At 65.6% G+C, this 15,967-nt stretch carries 11 protein-coding genes and 1 tRNA gene; 5 read left to right on the top strand and 7 right to left on the bottom strand.

The features are described 5' to 3' along the window. Positions 1 to 4 precede the first annotated feature (4 nt). The 6 genes from gspF to QOL79_RS04605 form a co-directional block, all read right to left on the bottom strand. Entirely contained in the window at positions 5 to 1,222 is a 1,218-nt protein-coding gene (gene gspF / locus QOL79_RS04630) for a type II secretion system inner membrane protein GspF (protein ID WP_058457357.1), read from the bottom strand. Continuing rightward, positions 1,215 to 2,708: a type II secretion system ATPase GspE gene (gspE, locus tag QOL79_RS04625; RefSeq protein ID WP_058457327.1), complete on the bottom strand. Its 1,494-nt coding sequence runs from the start codon at positions 2,706 to 2,708 to the stop codon at positions 1,215 to 1,217. The genes gspF and gspE overlap by 8 nt, the downstream gene beginning before the upstream one ends. After that, positions 2,705 to 4,915, bottom strand: a complete 2,211-nt coding sequence (gene gspD, locus QOL79_RS04620) for a type II secretion system secretin GspD (RefSeq protein WP_283418792.1) — start codon at positions 4,913 to 4,915, stop codon at positions 2,705 to 2,707. The genes gspE and gspD overlap by 4 nt, the downstream gene beginning before the upstream one ends. Before the next feature lie 8 nt (positions 4,916 to 4,923). After that, positions 4,924 to 5,805, bottom strand: coding sequence for a type II secretion system protein N (locus QOL79_RS04615; RefSeq protein ID WP_283418791.1), 882 nt, complete (start codon positions 5,803 to 5,805; stop codon positions 4,924 to 4,926). 174 nt (positions 5,806 to 5,979) lie between these two features. Further along, complete coding sequence (locus tag QOL79_RS04610; protein WP_058457355.1) at positions 5,980 to 8,772, bottom strand: TonB-dependent receptor domain-containing protein; 2,793 nt, start codon at positions 8,770 to 8,772, stop codon at positions 5,980 to 5,982. An 89-nt stretch (positions 8,773 to 8,861) separates the two neighbouring features. After that, positions 8,862 to 10,490: a beta-helix domain-containing protein gene (locus QOL79_RS04605; RefSeq protein WP_058800345.1), complete on the bottom strand. Its 1,629-nt coding sequence runs from the start codon at positions 10,488 to 10,490 to the stop codon at positions 8,862 to 8,864. Between the two features lie 306 nt (positions 10,491 to 10,796). On the opposite strand from QOL79_RS04605, the gene QOL79_RS04600 reads away from it, so the two are divergent. Further along, positions 10,797 to 10,883: transfer RNA gene (locus QOL79_RS04600), tRNA-Leu, on the top strand. Between the two features lie 303 nt (positions 10,884 to 11,186). Here the strand turns inward: QOL79_RS04600 and QOL79_RS04595 are convergent. After that, positions 11,187 to 11,726 carry a phosphatase PAP2 family protein gene (locus QOL79_RS04595; RefSeq protein WP_283418790.1) on the bottom strand — a complete coding sequence of 180 codons (540 nt, stop codon included), beginning with the start codon at positions 11,724 to 11,726 and terminating at the stop codon, positions 11,187 to 11,189. A 221-nt stretch (positions 11,727 to 11,947) separates the two neighbouring features. Here QOL79_RS04595 and QOL79_RS04590 point away from each other — a divergent pair, with 221 nt between their 5' ends. From QOL79_RS04590 to QOL79_RS04575, 4 genes are all read left to right on the top strand, one after another. After that, the gene (locus QOL79_RS04590; RefSeq protein WP_204994374.1) at positions 11,948 to 12,499 is read left to right on the top strand and encodes a thermostable hemolysin; all 552 of its coding nucleotides are present in this window, start codon (positions 11,948 to 11,950) and stop codon (positions 12,497 to 12,499) included. 130 nt (positions 12,500 to 12,629) lie between these two features. After that, the gene (locus QOL79_RS04585; RefSeq protein ID WP_283418789.1) at positions 12,630 to 14,555 is read left to right on the top strand and encodes an AMP-binding protein; all 1,926 of its coding nucleotides are present in this window, start codon (positions 12,630 to 12,632) and stop codon (positions 14,553 to 14,555) included. Continuing rightward, positions 14,542 to 15,297 (top strand): SDR family NAD(P)-dependent oxidoreductase, encoded by a 756-nt coding sequence (locus tag QOL79_RS04580; RefSeq protein WP_283418788.1) that lies wholly within the window; start codon positions 14,542 to 14,544, stop codon positions 15,295 to 15,297. Before QOL79_RS04585 ends, QOL79_RS04580 begins: the two co-directional genes overlap by 14 nt. A gap of 21 nt (positions 15,298 to 15,318) precedes the next feature. Beyond that, positions 15,319 to 15,963, top strand: coding sequence for a tetratricopeptide repeat protein (locus QOL79_RS04575; RefSeq protein ID WP_058454209.1), 645 nt, complete (start codon positions 15,319 to 15,321; stop codon positions 15,961 to 15,963). The last annotated feature ends 4 nt before the right edge of the window (positions 15,964 to 15,967 follow it).

Raw genomic sequence — 15,967 nt, 5'->3', positions numbered from 1 at the left:
TGTATTATAGCCCTGCAAGGTTCTGCAACTGGAGGATCGGAAGCAGGATGGCGAGGATGATGAGTGCGACGCACGACCCCATAACGACAATTATGACAGGTTCGAGAAGGGCCATGGACGCGGCGGTGAAACGGTCGAACTCGCGTTCGAGATAGTCGGCGGCGCGCTCGAGCATCTGCTCGACCCGCCCGGCGCTTTCGCCGCTCGCGGTCATATAGACGAGCAAGGGCGGAAAGACTCCGGCGTCGCGGAGCGCGGCCGACAGGCTGCCGCCCGCGCGCACCTGATCGACGATGCTGGCAGTGGCGCCGGCGAGCGCGGCGTTGCGGATCGTCGGCACGGTAAGCCTGAGCCCCTCGACCAGCGGCAGGCGGCTCGACACCATCGTCGACAGCGTGCGCGCGAAGCGCGCGGCGTAAAGATCACGCAGCAGGCGCCCGAACAGCGGCAGCCCCAGCAACCGCGCGTCGACCGCGGCCTTGAACGCCGGGCGGCGCATCGCGCTGACCCAGCCGAAGGTGGCGACGGCGATCAGCAGCGCGATGAGCCACCACCAGCTCGCGGCGAAGCTCGAGATGGCGATGACCGCGCGGGTCAGGAAGGGAAGCTGCTGCCCGACGTCGTTGAACTGTTCGACGACGCGCGGCACGACGAAGATCATCAACGCGGCGACGACGCCGATCGCAACCACCGCGAGCACCACCGGATAGGCGAGCGCGGCTATCAACTTGCCGCGCACCTCGGCCTGGCGTTCGAGCAGGTCGGCAAGCCGCGCGAGGATCGTCGTCAGGCTGCCCGTCGTCTCCCCCGCCGCGACCATCGCACGATAGAGCGGCGGAAAGCTGCCCGGCTGGCGGGCCATCGCGTCGGCAAGACGGCGCCCTTCGAGCAGGCCGGCATGGACGTCGCCGATCACCGCACGCGCGCTTTCGGCCTCGCTCTGCCGCGTCAGCGTGCGCAGCGCCTCTTCGAGCGGCGCGACCTCGACAAGCGTGGCGAGCTGGCGCGTGAACAGCGCGAGTTCCTTGGAGGAAAGCTTGCCCCGGCGAAAGGCGAGCAACGAGCGGCCGGTTGTCGGCTTCGTCCCCGCCTCCTCGACCGCGACGATATGGAACTTGCGGCGGACCAGGTCGGCGCGGGCGGCATCGTCGTTCGCGGCGGCCAGCCGCCCCTTGCGCTCGCGGCCCTGGCTGTCGATCGCCACATAGCGATAATCAGGCATCGACATCCTCGCGCCGCGCGATGCGGATCGCCTCCTCGGGCGTGGTAAGCCCCTTGGCGACCATCGCGCGCGCCGCCGACGCCAGCGTCGGGGCCTTCAGGAAGGCGTGCTTTGCGATCATCGATTCATCACCGCCGGCATAGATATAGCGGCGCACGGTCTCGTCGACCTTGATTGCCTCGAACACTCCGATCCGGCCCTTGAAGCCCGTGTGGCCGCACTGGTCGCAGCCCTTCGGGCGCCAGATCACTGTGCCGATGTCGAGCCCGAGCATCGCCGCGACGCTGTTGTCGGCCTGCACCGGCTCGCGGCAATGGTCGCACAGCTTGCGGACAAGCCGCTGCGCCAGCACCGCGCGCAGGGTCGAGGCGAGCAGGAAGGGCTCGACCTTCAGGTCTTTCAGGCGCGTGATCGCACCGACCGCATCGTTGGTGTGGACCGTCGAGAGCACGAGGTGACCCGTAAGCGACGCCTGCACCGCGATATCGGCGGTCTCGCGGTCGCGGATTTCGCCGACCATCACGACGTCGGGGTCCTGGCGCAGGATCGCGCGCAGCCCCGCCGCGAAGTCGAGGCCGACCTTCGCATTCACCTGCGTCTGGCCGATGCCGTCGACGGCATATTCGACCGGATCCTCGACCGTCAGGATGTTGCGCTGGCCGTCATTGAGCTGCTTCAGCGCCGCATAGAGCGTCGTCGTCTTGCCCGAACCCGTCGGGCCAGTGACGAGGATGATCCCGTTGGGTTCGGCCAGCGCCTCGCGCAAAATCCGGTCCGCCTCGCCCGACAGGCCAAGAACGTCGAAGTCGATCCCGGCCGTGTCCTTGTCGAGGATACGCATCACGACGCGCTCGCCCGCACGGCTCGGCAGGGTCGAGACGCGAACGTCGACCGCCTTGCCCGCCAGCGTCAGCGCGATGCGCCCGTCCTGCGGCACGCGGCGCTCGGCGATGTCGAGGCGCGCCATGACCTTGATGCGGCTGACGACGACGGGGGCGACGTGCGGCGGCATGCGCAGATGCTCGCGCAGCACGCCATCGGTGCGCATCCGCACGACGAGCCCGCTTTCATAGGGTTCGATATGGATGTCGCTGACGCCCTGCCGCACCGCTTCGGCGATGATCGCGTTGATCAGCCGGATCGCCGGGGCGTCGTCGGCGCTGTCGAGCAGATCCTCGGCGCTCGGGATGCCGAGTTCGAGGTCGCTGCCATCGAGCGTCCCCGCCATCGCCGCTGCGGAGGCGTCGACCGCATAATGATCCGAAAGCAGCCGGTCGAAATCCGCCGCGTTCGCGGTCGCAACCCGGATCGGCTGCGCGAGAAAGCGTTTGACCTCGATCAGCACCGCGGGGTCGCTGCCTTCGCGCAGCGTGGCGAGCCAGCGCCCGCCCTCTTCCTGCGCGATCACGACGCCGTGGTTTCGCGCGAAGCCATAGGGAATATCAACCGGCGCCGGGGAAGGCGCCACCGGTTCGATGTCGCTCACGGATAGTCTCCGGCGGGAGGGGCGGGCGCCTGCGAAATCGAGGGCGGCACGTCGGTGCTGATCACCTTGCCGTCGGGACCGCGCAGTTCCTGCAGGTTGACGGGACCGACCGTGACGTCGGTCGGGGTCGCCGCGCTCGGAACCGGCGGCACCGTGCCCAGATAATCGCGCACCAGCGTATCGATCGCGGGCTCCTCGCCCGGATTCCGCTGGAGCTGGAAGTCGCGGATATAGCCATAGCGGCGCGCGGTCAGCGCGGCATTATCCTCGCGATTGCGCAGCACCGTCGGACGGATGAATACCATCAGGTTCGTCTTCGACCGGCTCCGGCTGCGCGATTTGAACAGTTCGCCGAGCAGCGGAATGTCGCTCAAAAGCGGGATGCGCTCGATTGTCTTGCGCTCGTCGTCGTTGAGCAGGCCGCCGATCGCCAGGATCTCGCCGTCGTCGACGGTCAGCACGGTTTCGAACGAGCGCTTGTTGAGGATCAGGTCGCTGTTGCGCGACGAGACCGGTCCTGCCACGCTCGACACTTCCTGACGGAGGAACAGCTTGACCTCGCCGGCGCCATTGACCTGCGGCGTGACCTCCAGCTTGATGCCGACCTCTTCGCGCTGGACGGTGCGGAAGGCGTTGTCGAAATTGTCGCTGAGCGCTTCGCCCGTCGTGATCGGCACTTCCTGGCCGACGAGGAATTTCGCGGCCTGATTGTCGAGCGTGACGATATGCGGCGTCGCAAGCAGGTTCGACGTCGTGTCGGACTTCACCGCATTGATGATCGCGCCGAAGATCGTGTTCTTGCCGATATCGCCCGCGAACCCCGCGAAGCCGCCGGTCGCCGAAAGCAGCGAAGCTGCTGCGGCTTCCTGCAGGCTGCTGCCGAGCGCGCTCGACGTCTCCGTGACGACCGTGGTGCCGTCGACCGTCGTCTTGTCCTCGGTGAGCTTGGTCGCGGCATAGGCGCCGCCGAGGGTGAAGATGTTCGGCTGCGCATTGCTGTAATTGGTCGCGACGAACGGGATATTCTTGCCGCCGAGCAGGAACTGGACGCCGAGGCGCTTCGCGGCGTCGTCGCCGATCTCGACGACGATCGCCTCGACCAGAACCTGCTCGCGGCGGCTGTCGAGCTGGCGGATCAGCTCGCCGAGCATCCGCTGCACTTCGCTGTTCGCCGCCACGATGATCGCGTTGGCGCCCTCATAGCGCGTGACGATCGCAGGGCCGCGCGTCGCGATGCTGCCCCCCGAGCCGCTGACCGAGGTCGGGGTGCTGGTGGTGGCAGCCACAGGCGCCGGCGTGCTGCCGCCCGTGGTCGTCGACGAGGAGGAGGATGCCGGCGGCAGGCCGGCCTTCTGCGCGGGGTCGCTGCCGCCCCCGACGAGCTGTTGCAACGTCGGCAGCAAGGTCTCGGCATTGGCATGTTCGAGCCAATAGACGCGCAACTCGGTGCCGCCCGCCGCCTTCGCGTCGAGGTCGTGCGCCATCGAGACGAAACGCGCGACGAGCGCCTGGTCGCCGCGCAGCGCGATCGCGTTGCTGCTGTCGACCGGCACGATCGCGATCGGCGCCTTCGCCCCCTCGCCTGCCGCCGGAACGAGCGCGGTGAGCGCGGCGGCGATCTCGCGCGCGCCGGCGTTTTTCAGCGTCACGATCTGGCTGGTCGAGCTGTCGCGGTCGATGCTCGCCGCGAGCGCGCGAATGCGGCGGATATTGTCCGCGAAATCGGCAACGACCAGGCTGTTCGCGTTGCGGTTCGCGGTGAGCGACCCTTGCGGGCTGACCAGCGGGCGCAGCGTTTCGACCGCCGCGACGGCGTCGATATGCTTCAGGCGGATGATCTCGGTCACGAACTGGTTCTGCGCCGCGCCGCTGCTGCCGATGCGGCCCGGCTGCGCTGCGGCGCCGTCGATCGGCTGGACACGGTAGCTGCCGTTCGGACCCGGCACCGCGACAAGCCCGTTCGAGCGCAAGGTGGCAAGGAAAATCTCGAAATATTCGCTGCGCGACAGCGGCCGGTCGGTCACGACCGAGACCTTGCCGTTGACGCGGCCGTCGATCACGAACGTGCGCCCGGTGATCCGCGCCGCGTCCTGGATGAAGGCGCGGATATCGGCGTCGCGCACGTTCAGCGTATATTGCGCGAACGCGGGGGCTGGCGCAGCGGAAACGAGCGCGGCGGCAAGCATCAGTGACAGTTTGAGGCGCATGATATCCGTTATTTCGAGAGAATGAGTGCGATGGGGACGACGCTGGCGCCGCGTTCGACCTCGACCGAGATCCGCGCGCCGGGCGAAAGCTGGTTCGCGAGCGAGGCAGCGTCGCTGGCCGAACCGATCGGGCGGCCGCCGACCGAGCGGATGACGTCGCCGGGGCGCAGGCCAGCGGCGCGGAAGACGGCGCCGTCGCCCTGCGGCTGGACGAGCAGGCCGGTGACCTTGCCATTCTCGGCCCGCGGCGCGAAGGCAACCCCCGCCTTCAACGCTTCCGGCGAAATCTCGCCGCTCGGCGAGACGCCGTTCGCGCCCGCCGCCCCGGGCTCGGGCGTCGGCGCCGGAAGCGCCGTGCCCGGGGTGGCGACCGGCGCCGCGGCGCTCTGGTCGAGGAACAGGCTTTCGCGCGCCCCGCCGCGGTCGAGCAGCACATGGTCGAAGGCGACGCCGACGAGCTTCAGCCCCGGCGCGATCTCGTCGCCGACGGCATAGCTGGTCTGGATTCCGTCCTCGCCCGCGATGATCGCCGAACCGCCGCCGGTCGCTTCGTTGATGTTGACCCCGAACAGGGTCAGCCCCGCCGAGGTGACGGTGGCGCTCGCGGGCCCCTGCGCGGCGTTACGGAAGAAAGGATCGAAGCCGGCGAAGAGCGCGCGGCGTTCGGCGGGCGACGCGATCACCGCGGTCTGCGGCTGCCATGCGCCGAGCGGCGACAGCGGCACGACGAGCGTCCATAAGAGCCGGACGCTCTGCCAGACGAGCAGCGCGCCGAGCAGTCCGATGACGAGCAGCGGGAGGATCGCGCGCGGCGACCGCTTGCCCGCGCGGAGCCAGGCGGGCAGCGCGCGCGGCAACCGAACGGCCGATCCGGACATCAGCGTTGCCATGAACTTGTCCCTGTCCCCCAGACTGAAAAACGGTCTCGCGAATCGCCTAGGGACGATCGGTGACAATCAGTTGACAGGAAGATTACAGTTTTTTGTCAGCCGGGCGAGTCCGCCCTGCACGGCTTGCCTCGGGCGTGACCCCGGCCGTAGCCGGGATCACGCACGGGGATTTCTTCAGAATTTCAGCGACCCGCCAAGCGAGAAGGTCGTGCCGGTCTTGTACAGGTTGTAGTAGATGGTGTTGTCACCATTCTGCTGCAGTTCCTTGTACTTGGTCCCGAAAATATTGCGCGCCTCGAACTTGATCTCCAGCTCCTTGCCGAACAGCGGGAAGCCCTGCCGCGCGACGAAATCGACCTGGATGCCGGGCTTTTCGAAGATATCGGGCTGACCCGACGGACCACGCCGCGTGATGCGGTCCGACGCGTAGGAGATCAGGATCGTCTGCTGCGACAGCTTTTCGGTATCCTCGAGGCCAAATTCGACGTTCACCAGATGGTCCGACTGGCCGGTCAGCGGCGCCCCGTCGCGGAAGAACTGGCTGGCCAGGGTCGCGCCGGTGAAGGGGAAGGCCTTGACCGGATCGTCGGCGCCGACCTTCAGCTTCGAATTCGACCAGGTATAGTTGCCGATGAACACACCGCGGCGCGTCGCGAAAAAGCCGTCGCCCCAGCCGCTGAGATCGAAATGTTTCTGCACTTCGAACTCGGCGCCATAGAGCGTCGCTTCGGGCGCGTTGGCAAAGCGCGTCGTCACGCTGTTGCCGTCGAAGCTGGCATAGGTTTCGATCGGATTCTTGATCTTCTTCCAAAAGCCGCCGATCGACACGCGCTGTTCGGGCGCGAAATACCATTCGAGGCGGCCTTCGGCATTGTAGAGCTGGCTGTCGACAAGCTGCGGGTTGCCCTGGAAGCTCCGGTTGGTGTCCGGGTCATAATAGGACTGGAACACAAGTTCGCGGAACTGCGGACGCGCGATCGTCTTCGAGGCGCTGAGGCGAACCTGCATCTGCGGCTGGATTTCGTAGGTGATCGTCGCGGCGGGAAGCAGGTAATTGCGATTGAGGTTGGTGTCGGGCGGCAGCGTCGGGTTGACGGTATAGACCTGCACCGCGCTCACGCGCTCGACCGCGGTTTCGTAGCGCGCGCCGATGTTGACGTTCAGCCCGTCGAGAAGGTCGGCCTGAATCTGGAAATAGGCCGCATGGTTGCGCAGGATCGCGCGGAACGTCGGGTTCGAACCCGTGCTGTCGACCAGGCTGATCCCCGTCGGGCTCGGGTTGGCCGGGCAATTGGGGTCGGTCGGCGGATTGAGCGGCGGGAAACAGATCACCGCCTGCGACAGCAGCAGGTCGGGACGCAGCAGCGACACGGCCAGCGGGATATCGTTGTTGCCCTGGAACAGGAAGTCGCGGCGTTCGGTGACGCGGTTCGTGTCGCTATAGGCATAGCCATAGACCGCCTTGATGCCCGGCGCGATCTCGTAGGTGAAGTCGATCCCCGCCGAATAGAGGTTTTCGTTGAGGTCCGAAAAGGCGATCGACGCGCTGCCCGGACGCTGGCCGGTGTTCAGCGTGTTGGTGAAGAACTGGCCAAAGGGATCGGTCGCGCTGTTCGACCGGCTGTAGAGGAAGCTCAGCTCGAACGGTGCTTCGCGCTGCGAATTGGCATAGCTCGCGCGGACGTCGATATCGAGGTCGTCGAACGGCTGGAATTCGCCGACGAACTGGGTGTCGATCAACTGGCGCGCATACCAGGCGGTGTCCTGGTACTGGAAGCTGACACCAGGGTTGGAGTCGGCAGTCAACGGGCGATCCTCGGCGCCGAGACGCGCTTGCTTGATCGTGTCGCGAATATAAAGGCTGGTCCAGCGAACCTTGTTTTCGCCGAATTCGGCGCTGAGGCCCAGCAGGCCGTTCACGACGACGCGGTTGTCGGTGATCACGCGATTGATATTGGTGTTGAGCGACGACAGGTCGAGCGCGTTCGCGGTCTGCTGCGTCACGTCGCGCGTGCGCCACTTGCTGGTATAGCCCGCTGTCGCGATCAGGCCGATCTCGGTGCCGCCGATCGTCCACGACTTGCCGCCGGTGATGTTCGCGCCCCAGTTGACGGGCATGTCGTTGTTCGTCTGGACGAGCGCATTGCGCGCGGTCACGAACTGGCCGGCGATCGCCTGCTGGTTCACGCTGGGATCGTTGATGCGAAGGCCCGAGGCGCGCCACGCGCGATAGGCCGACGGCAGGTTGCGGCCGCCATCGCCGAAGCCGGTCCAGTCGCTGCCGGTGCCGTAATAGGTGTAGCCGAGCTGGCCGGTGGTTTCCGAATTGCCGCCGATGCTGCCACCGATCGTCAGGAAGGGATCGCGGGGGACTGCCTTGGTCGTGAGGTTGATCACGCCGCCGCCGAACTCGCCGGGGAAATTCGCCGAATAGCTTTTCTGCACCAGCGACGAGGCAATGATGCCGCTCGGGAAGATATCGAGCGGCACGACGCGCTTCAGCGGCTCGGGGCTCGGCAACGGCGAACCGTTGAGCAGCGCGAGCGAATAGCGGTCGCCAAGGCCGCGGACATAGACGAAGCCGTTGCCGACGACGCTGAGGCCGGTGACGCGCCCCAGCGCGCCGGCAATATTGCCCTCGCCCGTCCGCGCGATATCGGCGGCGCCGAGTACCGAGACGACCTGCGGCGCGGTGCGCTCGATATTGGCGTTGCGGCGGCCGGTGACGACGATCTCGGCCCCCGGGATCGACACGTCGGTTTCGTCTTGGGCGGCCTCTTCGGCGGCCACGTCGGCCGGCGTTTCGGCGGCGGGGTCGGCCGGATCGACCGGCGTTTCGGCGGCGGGGTCGGCCGCGGGCGGCGCGGGGGTTTCCGTGCCCGGCTCGGACTGCGCCATGGCCGTGGCGGGCGCGACGAGCGCCGTGGAAATCAACAACAGGCTGGCGAGCGGGAGCGGCTTGGACATGGCGATCACCCCTTGGGATCCTTAAAAATCTGGAAGATATGCGAGAGGGAGCGGCGCGCGCCGCTCCCTCCCGGTCGAAGCCAAAAGCCTCAGAAGGTCGGCAGCGAGGTGCACAGACCGGTGTTGCCCGTACCGAAGTTGGCGGTGGCGCTGTTGCAGGTCCAACCCTGGAACCACGTGTCGGTCGCATCCTTGACCGCGCCGATATAGGTCGTCTGGTCGAAGAAGCCGGCGCGGGTCAGTTCGATCGAGTTGAACGTCTGGCCGTTGAGCGTCGAGACGTTGAACGGCGTCACGGCCGTTTCGGTCGCGCCGTTGATGTAGAGGCTGGTCAGCGTCGGCGTATAGGCGTCATTGTTGCCGTTCGTACCCGTGCCGAAGATGGCCGCCGTCGCACCGGCGGTGATGCCGCTGTCGATATATTTCGTCGACGAACACTGCATCAGCACCGAACGGAAGATCGGGGCGCCGAACTCGTCGATCGCCGCATCCTGGGTACCCGAGGCAGTCTGCGTGCGGCTGATGCGCAGGCAGGGGTTGTTCGGGCTGACCAGCACCGAGTTGTACACGCCATAGTCGGTGCCGCCGCGCAGCAGCATCGACGCCTGGTCCGCCGAGGCGTTCTGCGAATTCTGGTAGAAGACGAAGTTCGCGACGCGGGTGTTCTGGCGCGGCGTGTTGCCGTCGAACGCATTGTCGGTGTCGGCCTCGATCATCGCGTCGCCGACGTTCGGACGCTGCACGATGATGCCGTACTGGAAGTTCGCCTTCGCGCCGACGTCGGTGTCGAGGTTATCGTCCTCGGCGCCGATACCGATCAAATGCTTCACATGGGCGTGCCCGCCGAAGACTTCGAGCGCGTCGTCCGAGCTGTTGTACGACATGATATGGTCGATCTGCGTCGCCGAACCGATCGCCTGCAGCGTCAGCGACTGGAGTTCGCTGTTGCCCGACAGGATATAGCCCGAGAAGCGGATCTGGACATAGCTCATCCGGCCGCTGTTGTCGTTGTTGAGCACGCCGCCATAGAGCGCGGGGTCGACCGCGCCTTCGGTCTGGCGTTCGCAGGCGTTGGTGCCCGGCGTCGCGGTGCCCGATGCGCAGTCGGTGATCTGCGAGCGGCCGCTCAGCACCACACCGCCCCACTGGCCCGACGAATTCTCGGTGTTCAGGCCCTGGATATTGTCACGGCTGGTGAAGATGATCGGGCGCGTGGGCGTGCCGACGGCCGAGATGCGGTTGCCGCGGTTGACGTTCAGCCACGACGGACCCGATTCGCCGTAAAGGATGACACCCGGTTCGATCGTCAGCACGACGTCGGCCGGATCGGACGTTTCTTCGGTCGGCCCCTGGTCCGAACCGACATCGACGCGGCCGTTGATGCGATAGACCAAGCCGGCGATCTTGGGCAGCGTGGTGCTGCCGGTGATGACGGACGGCAGGGTGCAGACGCGGAAGCTGCCGATCGACGGATTGTTGATCGTGCCGCTGTCGGTCAGCGAACCACCGCTGATCGTCGGACAGCCCGCAGCCGGAGTCACCGACGGCGGGGTCGGGGTCGGCGTGGGGGTCGGCGTCGGGGTCGGGGTCGGGGTCGGGTTGATAATGATCGTGCCACCTTCACCCGGCGACGCGATGTCGTCGGCGCCGCACGCGGCAAGGGTGGAACAGGCCACGCTGGTAAGCATGATCAAACGAACGCGTGCGAAAGCCGCCATGAAATTCTCCGTTCCCGGTGTGCGCCGCGTCGGGCGCTGTGATAAACCACCGGCGAACGAAGGATGAGCACCACCTTGCCCCCGGTGCCGCCGCCACTAGGGTGATTCGATGACGGTCTGACGCCAGAGCGATGACAGTTGGATGACTCTTTGGAGTCCATTTGGTGACACCCGCCGAAGCCGCGGACTTCTGGCTTCGCACCTGCAAAAAAATAAAAGCGCCCCAGCTCGCTTGCATCGCCCGAAAAGCTTTGCTAGGCGCCCGCTCCTACCTGGTGCCGGACGCGATCCGGACCATCATGATGTGCGGTCGTGGCGGAACTGGTAGACGCGCAACGTTGAGGTCGTTGTGGCCGAAAGGCCGTGGAAGTTCGAGTCTTCTCGACCGCACCATCATCGCCAGAATATGGCGTATTTTCAAGGTCTTAGGTCGATTTTTGCAATTTGCAGTCCACCTTATGGTCCACCTTGTGAATGCAGTCCAGCATCGACCTTCCGGCGTCAGCGCGATGTCGCCAGGATATCTCATTCAAATTGTTGTTATTTTTGAACGCATCGCAAACAAATATGGCAGCAACTGGCCGTTAGGAGACTTTCGGCTTTTGGTGGACAAATGACGAGAGCGGACGTTTGCAGGCAAGCGTTCGCTGTCGAGGAAAAAGATCATTGCGGTACTATCGATGCCTCCAAGGCGCTTCAGAACCGCATCGTTAGCGCGATGCCGCCGCTCTTGGTGTCACCCCAAGGAAGTACCTGGACGCGATCATTGGCCTTGCGCGTAATCAGGAAACCGGAAGCTTCTCCGATCGCTGCACCGACCAGCACATCATGGACATGATGCTTGTTCGCCTCGACACGGCTCAGACCGACGAAGGCTGCGACCAATTGCGCGGGTACGCCTACCTTCCAGCCGTATCGATTCTGCAACGTCGCCGCCGCGGCAAACGACACCGACGTATGTCCCGACGGGAAGCTCTTGTTGTCGCTGCCGTCGGGGCGGCGTTCAGGAAACGCTTCCTTGAGCCCGTAGGACAGGCCGCCGGCGACGATGACGCTGCCGCCAGCCTGCAATGCGCCGTCCCAATCGCCCTGCACGGCGGGTACGCCGAACGCTGCGACGACGAGCGCGTCGCGCGCGATCGAACCGGCATCGTCCCAGCTCTTGTCGCTGGCATGAGCTGGCGTGGCGATCGACAACAAAGTCGCAGCGCCGACCGAGGTCAGAAATTTATGCATAGCAATATCCCTCGTTTCGAGGACCAAAGGGGCCCGCACACGGCAAGCAAAGCCCCTTGACTGCCAAGCGCGATATTAGACCGGCGGATATGCAAAGCAAGGTCTTGTGACCACGCGGCGCAGGGTAGCGCGCGCTGATACATTTTTTCCGCAATTGCATTTTCGCGACTGTGGAGGTGGCGGCGCGGCGGCGTCGTTCGTGTGAGTGCAAGGAGATATGCATGTCGCACCACGCAGAATTGCAGATGATCGGCCACCGCTATCGCGAAGCCTTCGGGGCCAACCTTTCGCCGAACTTTGCCGCCTATATCAGTTGCCGTACCGAGCGGGAATCGACTGCAGCGCTTGGCTATGCCCGCGCCGGGACCGATCCGCTCTTTCTAGAAGCCTATCTGGATCAGCCGGTCGAGGCACTGGTGAGCGCGGCTCATTCGCGCCCCGTCGCGCGGACGGAGATCATCGAGATCGGCAATTTCGCTGCAGTCAGCCCGCAGGCGATGATCCTGCTGTGGGGCGCCGCGGCGAACGACCTGTCGGCGCTCGGCGAGGTTGCGGTCGCCACCCTGACGCGTCCTTTGCGGCACATGTTCCGGCGCATCGGCGTGCCGATCGTCGATATCGCCGAAGCGCGTCCCGACCGGCTCGGACCCGCCGCGGCCGACTGGGGCGGCTATTTCGATCAGGATCCCCGGATTTGCACCGGCGTCATTTCGGACGGTCAGCACGCCATCAACGCCTTTCTCGACCGCCGATTTCGCCGTGAGGTTGCCTGACATGCCGTTATTCCAAGCCATTGCCGCCCACGCCGCAGCCGATCCTCAGCGCATTGCACTCGATGCACTCGATGGTGCTCCGATCACTTACGGCGCCTTGTGGGCTGAGTTGGGCGAGCGGTCGCTCGCTATGATGGCTCGGTTTGAGACCGACCGCGCAGTCGCGTTACAAAGCGATCACGGCGCGGAAACGTCAATCGTCGAACTCGCCCTGCTCCGAGCGAAGATCCCGGTGCTGTCGTTGCCAGCCTTTTTCACCCGCGAGCAATCGCGCCACGCCATCGCCCTCTGCGGCGCCGATCCCGACCCGATACAAAGCCCCTCGGGAACGGCCCGGTCCCGCAGGTCCGCGTCCGTCCCGCTGCCAAGCGGGACGGCGCGGATCACCTTCACCTCGGGATCGACGGGCACGCCGAAGGGCATCTGCCTCTCCGCCGATCATATGCTTACCGTGGCGCAATCGATCGTCGCAGCTGTGGGCGCCGAACATGCGGGGCGGCATCTCGCGCTCTTGCCGCCCGGTATTCTTTTGGAGACCGTTGCCGGCTTCTTCCCGACGCTGCTCGCAGGCGGCTGCTATGTCTGTCCGCCGCAGGCAATGATCGGCTTCGCCGATCCCTTTCGCCCCGATTTCGTCAAGGCGGCGACGATCATCGCCGAACAGCGCATCACCTCGCTGATCCTCGTTCCCGAATATCTTGAGGGACTGGTTCGCGTCATGGAGACGACGGGCCTGCGCCTGCCGCTCCTGACGCTCGTCGCGGTCGGCGGTGCGCGGACATCGATCCCCTTGATGGACCGCGCCCGCCGGCTAGGCCTGCCCATCCGGCAGGGCTATGGCCTGACCGAATGCGCGTCGGTCGTCTCGCTTCAGGACGCAGGCGACGACGATCCGTCTTCGGTCGGCCGTTGCCTGCCCCACATGACCGCACGGGTCGCCGACGATGGCGAAATCATCCTTGACGGCCCGGTCTGCCTCGGCGCGGTGGGCGGCGAAGCGCCTGCATCGCCGCTCCACACGGGCGATATTGGTTTCATCGACAGCGAAGGCCGGCTGCATATCGAAGGGCGCAAGTCGAACCTGATCATCACCAGCTTCGGCCGCAATATCTCGCCCGAATGGATCGAAGCCGCGCTCATGGATCAACCTGAAATCATGCAGGCGATGGCTTATGGCGACGGATTGCCGACGCCGGCCGCATTGCTGGTGCCAAGCCATCCCGATGCCGATCTCGCGGCAGCGGTCGCACGAGCAAATGAGAAGCTGCCCGCTTATGCCCAGATAAGCGCGTGGCGCGAGGCCGCGCACTTCACGCCGATGAACGGACAACTGACGGGCAATGGCCGCCTGCGCCGCGCTGCAATCGCCGCCGCCTATTTGAATGGTCCGCCCCTTTTCTTCACCGAGCTAGAAGCGCGCACCGTCCGCGAACGGCTGCGCTTCCTCGCAGTTCCGCAATTACAGGCGGGCCTCAACGGCACGATCAGTCGCGGCGCCTATCTCGATTATCTGGAGCAGGCCTATCACCATGTTCGCCACACTGTCCCTCTGATGCAGGCCGCGCGCGCACGGCTGACCGATCGCGCCGATATCGTCGCCGCGCTCGACGATTATATCGCCGAGGAAACCGGGCATGAGGAATGGATCTTGTCCGATATCGCAGCAGCAGGCGGCGATGCCGAGGCTGTGCGCGCCAGCAAGCCGGGACCGGCCACGGCGGCGATGGTCGATCACGCCTATGCCCGGATCGCGAACGGCAATGCGATGGCCTTTTTCGGGATGGTCTATGTGCTCGAAAGCGTCAGCGTCGCCTTCGCGACACGTGGGGCCGCGGCGGTCGCCAAGAAGCTCGGTCTTCCCCCGCAAGCCTTCACCTATTTGACCTCGCACGGTGCGCTTGACCAGGAGCATATGACCTTCTTCGCCAATCTGGTGAACGGGCTCGACGATCCCGCGGACCGCGACGCCATCCTGTCGATGGCGCAGGAGATATTCGGCCTGTTCGGCGGCATCTTTGCTGCGATCGAACTGGAGCCCGCGCATGCGCACGCTTGAAGGCAAACGCGTCGCGATCACCGGCGCCGCGGGCGGGCTCGGCACGCCCGTCGCGCGCTTGCTCGCTGCGGCGGGCGCGCAGACGATCGGCATCGACCGTATCGAAAGCGTGGCCTGCGACGCCAATATCGTCACCGACCTCGCAGACGACATCGCGCTCGCTACGCTCACCGACCGGCTCGCGGACGACCCGCCCGACATCCTGGTCAATATCGCCGGCATCCAGCGCTTCGGCCTGCACGAGAGCCAACCGGTCGAGGCGCTCGCTCTATGCTACCGCGTCAACCTGCTCGTCCCGGCGGTACTGGCGCGCGCGGTGGCGGGACCGATGCGACGGCGCGGTCATGGCCAGATCGTCAACATCGGATCGGTTCTGGGGTCGATCCCCTATCCGTGGTTCGCGGCCTATTCGAGCAGCAAGGCAGGCCTCGCCGCGCTGAGCCAAGGATTGCGGCGCGAACTGGGCGGCACCGGGGTCACCGTCACCCACATCAATCCGCGCGCCGCACGCACGGCCTTCAACAATGCCGACGTCCACCGCTTCCTCGAAATCACGGGGATGAAGGCCGATGCGCCCGACTGGGTGGCCGAGCGTATCGTCGCGGCGATCCTGGCCAAGCGCGCGACAGTCAACATCGGCCTGATCGAGCGCGTCTATGCGGCGCTCAATGCCGTGTCTCCGGCGCTGATCGATTCCGGCCTGGCGCCGCAGATCAAGCGCGCCCGCGCCGAATTTTCCTGACCCAAGACAAAGGAGCATAAGATGAACAAGCGCCTCACCCTGTCGAGCACAGTCGCCGCAATCCTTCTCGCCACGATGCCGGTCGCCGTCCTCGCCGGCGTCACCGAGGATGTAAAATCGATCAACGACGGCTGGGCGCATATCGTCTACGAAGTGCGCGGATCGAGCACCCAGACCAAAGCGCTTGATGCGCTCGCGAAACAGGCCGCGCAGATCGTTGCGCGCAATCCGGGCAAGGCCGAACCGCTGTTGTGGCAGGGGATCGTCACCAGCGAGCAGGCCAACCGCGCGAATTTCCTGCACAAGCTCGGGCTCGCCACCAAGGCGCGCGATATCATCGCCCGCGCCTATGCGATCAATCCGCGCGCGGCCAATGGCGGCGCCGCGATGAGCCTCGGCGTCCTCTACTACAAGGTGCCCGGATCACCGATCGGCTTCGGCGACGATGACAAGGCGCGCAAGCTGCTCAAGGAAGCGCTGGCGCTCGATCCCGGCGGACTCGACGCCAATTATTTCTACGGCGACTTTCTGCTCGACCAAGGCGATACCAAGGGCGCGCGACTGTTCCTGCAAAAGGCTCTACGCGCGCCGCACGATGCAACTCGCCCGGTGTGGGACGCCGGTCGCCGCCGCGAGGTTCAGACGCTGCTCGCCAAGGCCCAGTAGGGCC

The organism is Sphingopyxis sp. Geo48, from assembly GCF_949769155.1.
Lineage (GTDB): Bacteria > Pseudomonadota > Alphaproteobacteria > Sphingomonadales > Sphingomonadaceae > Sphingopyxis.
The sequence above is the reverse complement of the archived record's forward strand: the minus strand, read 5'-3'. Positions and strand labels throughout refer to the sequence as shown.

Bases quoted from the DNA above. Each gene is read 5' to 3' on its own strand.
- gspF (WP_058457357.1), bottom strand. From the start codon at position 1,222: ATGCCTGATTATCGCTATGTGGCGATCGACAGCCAGGGCCGCGAGCGC.
- gspD (WP_283418792.1), bottom strand. From the start codon at position 4,915: ATGCGCCTCAAACTGTCACTGATGCTTGCCGCCGCGCTCGTTTCCGCT.
- QOL79_RS04615 (WP_283418791.1), bottom strand. From the start codon at position 5,805: ATGGCAACGCTGATGTCCGGATCGGCCGTTCGGTTGCCGCGCGCGCTG.
- QOL79_RS04610 (WP_058457355.1), bottom strand. From the start codon at position 8,772: ATGTCCAAGCCGCTCCCGCTCGCCAGCCTGTTGTTGATTTCCACGGCG.
- QOL79_RS04605 (WP_058800345.1), bottom strand. From the start codon at position 10,490: ATGGCGGCTTTCGCACGCGTTCGTTTGATCATGCTTACCAGCGTGGCC.
- QOL79_RS04595 (WP_283418790.1), bottom strand. From the start codon at position 11,726: ATGCATAAATTTCTGACCTCGGTCGGCGCTGCGACTTTGTTGTCGATC.
- QOL79_RS04590 (WP_204994374.1), top strand. From the start codon at position 11,948: ATGTCGCACCACGCAGAATTGCAGATGATCGGCCACCGCTATCGCGAA.
- QOL79_RS04585 (WP_283418789.1), top strand. From the start codon at position 12,630: ATGATGGCTCGGTTTGAGACCGACCGCGCAGTCGCGTTACAAAGCGAT.
- QOL79_RS04580 (WP_283418788.1), top strand. From the start codon at position 14,542: ATGCGCACGCTTGAAGGCAAACGCGTCGCGATCACCGGCGCCGCGGGC.
- QOL79_RS04575 (WP_058454209.1), top strand. From the start codon at position 15,319: ATGAACAAGCGCCTCACCCTGTCGAGCACAGTCGCCGCAATCCTTCTC.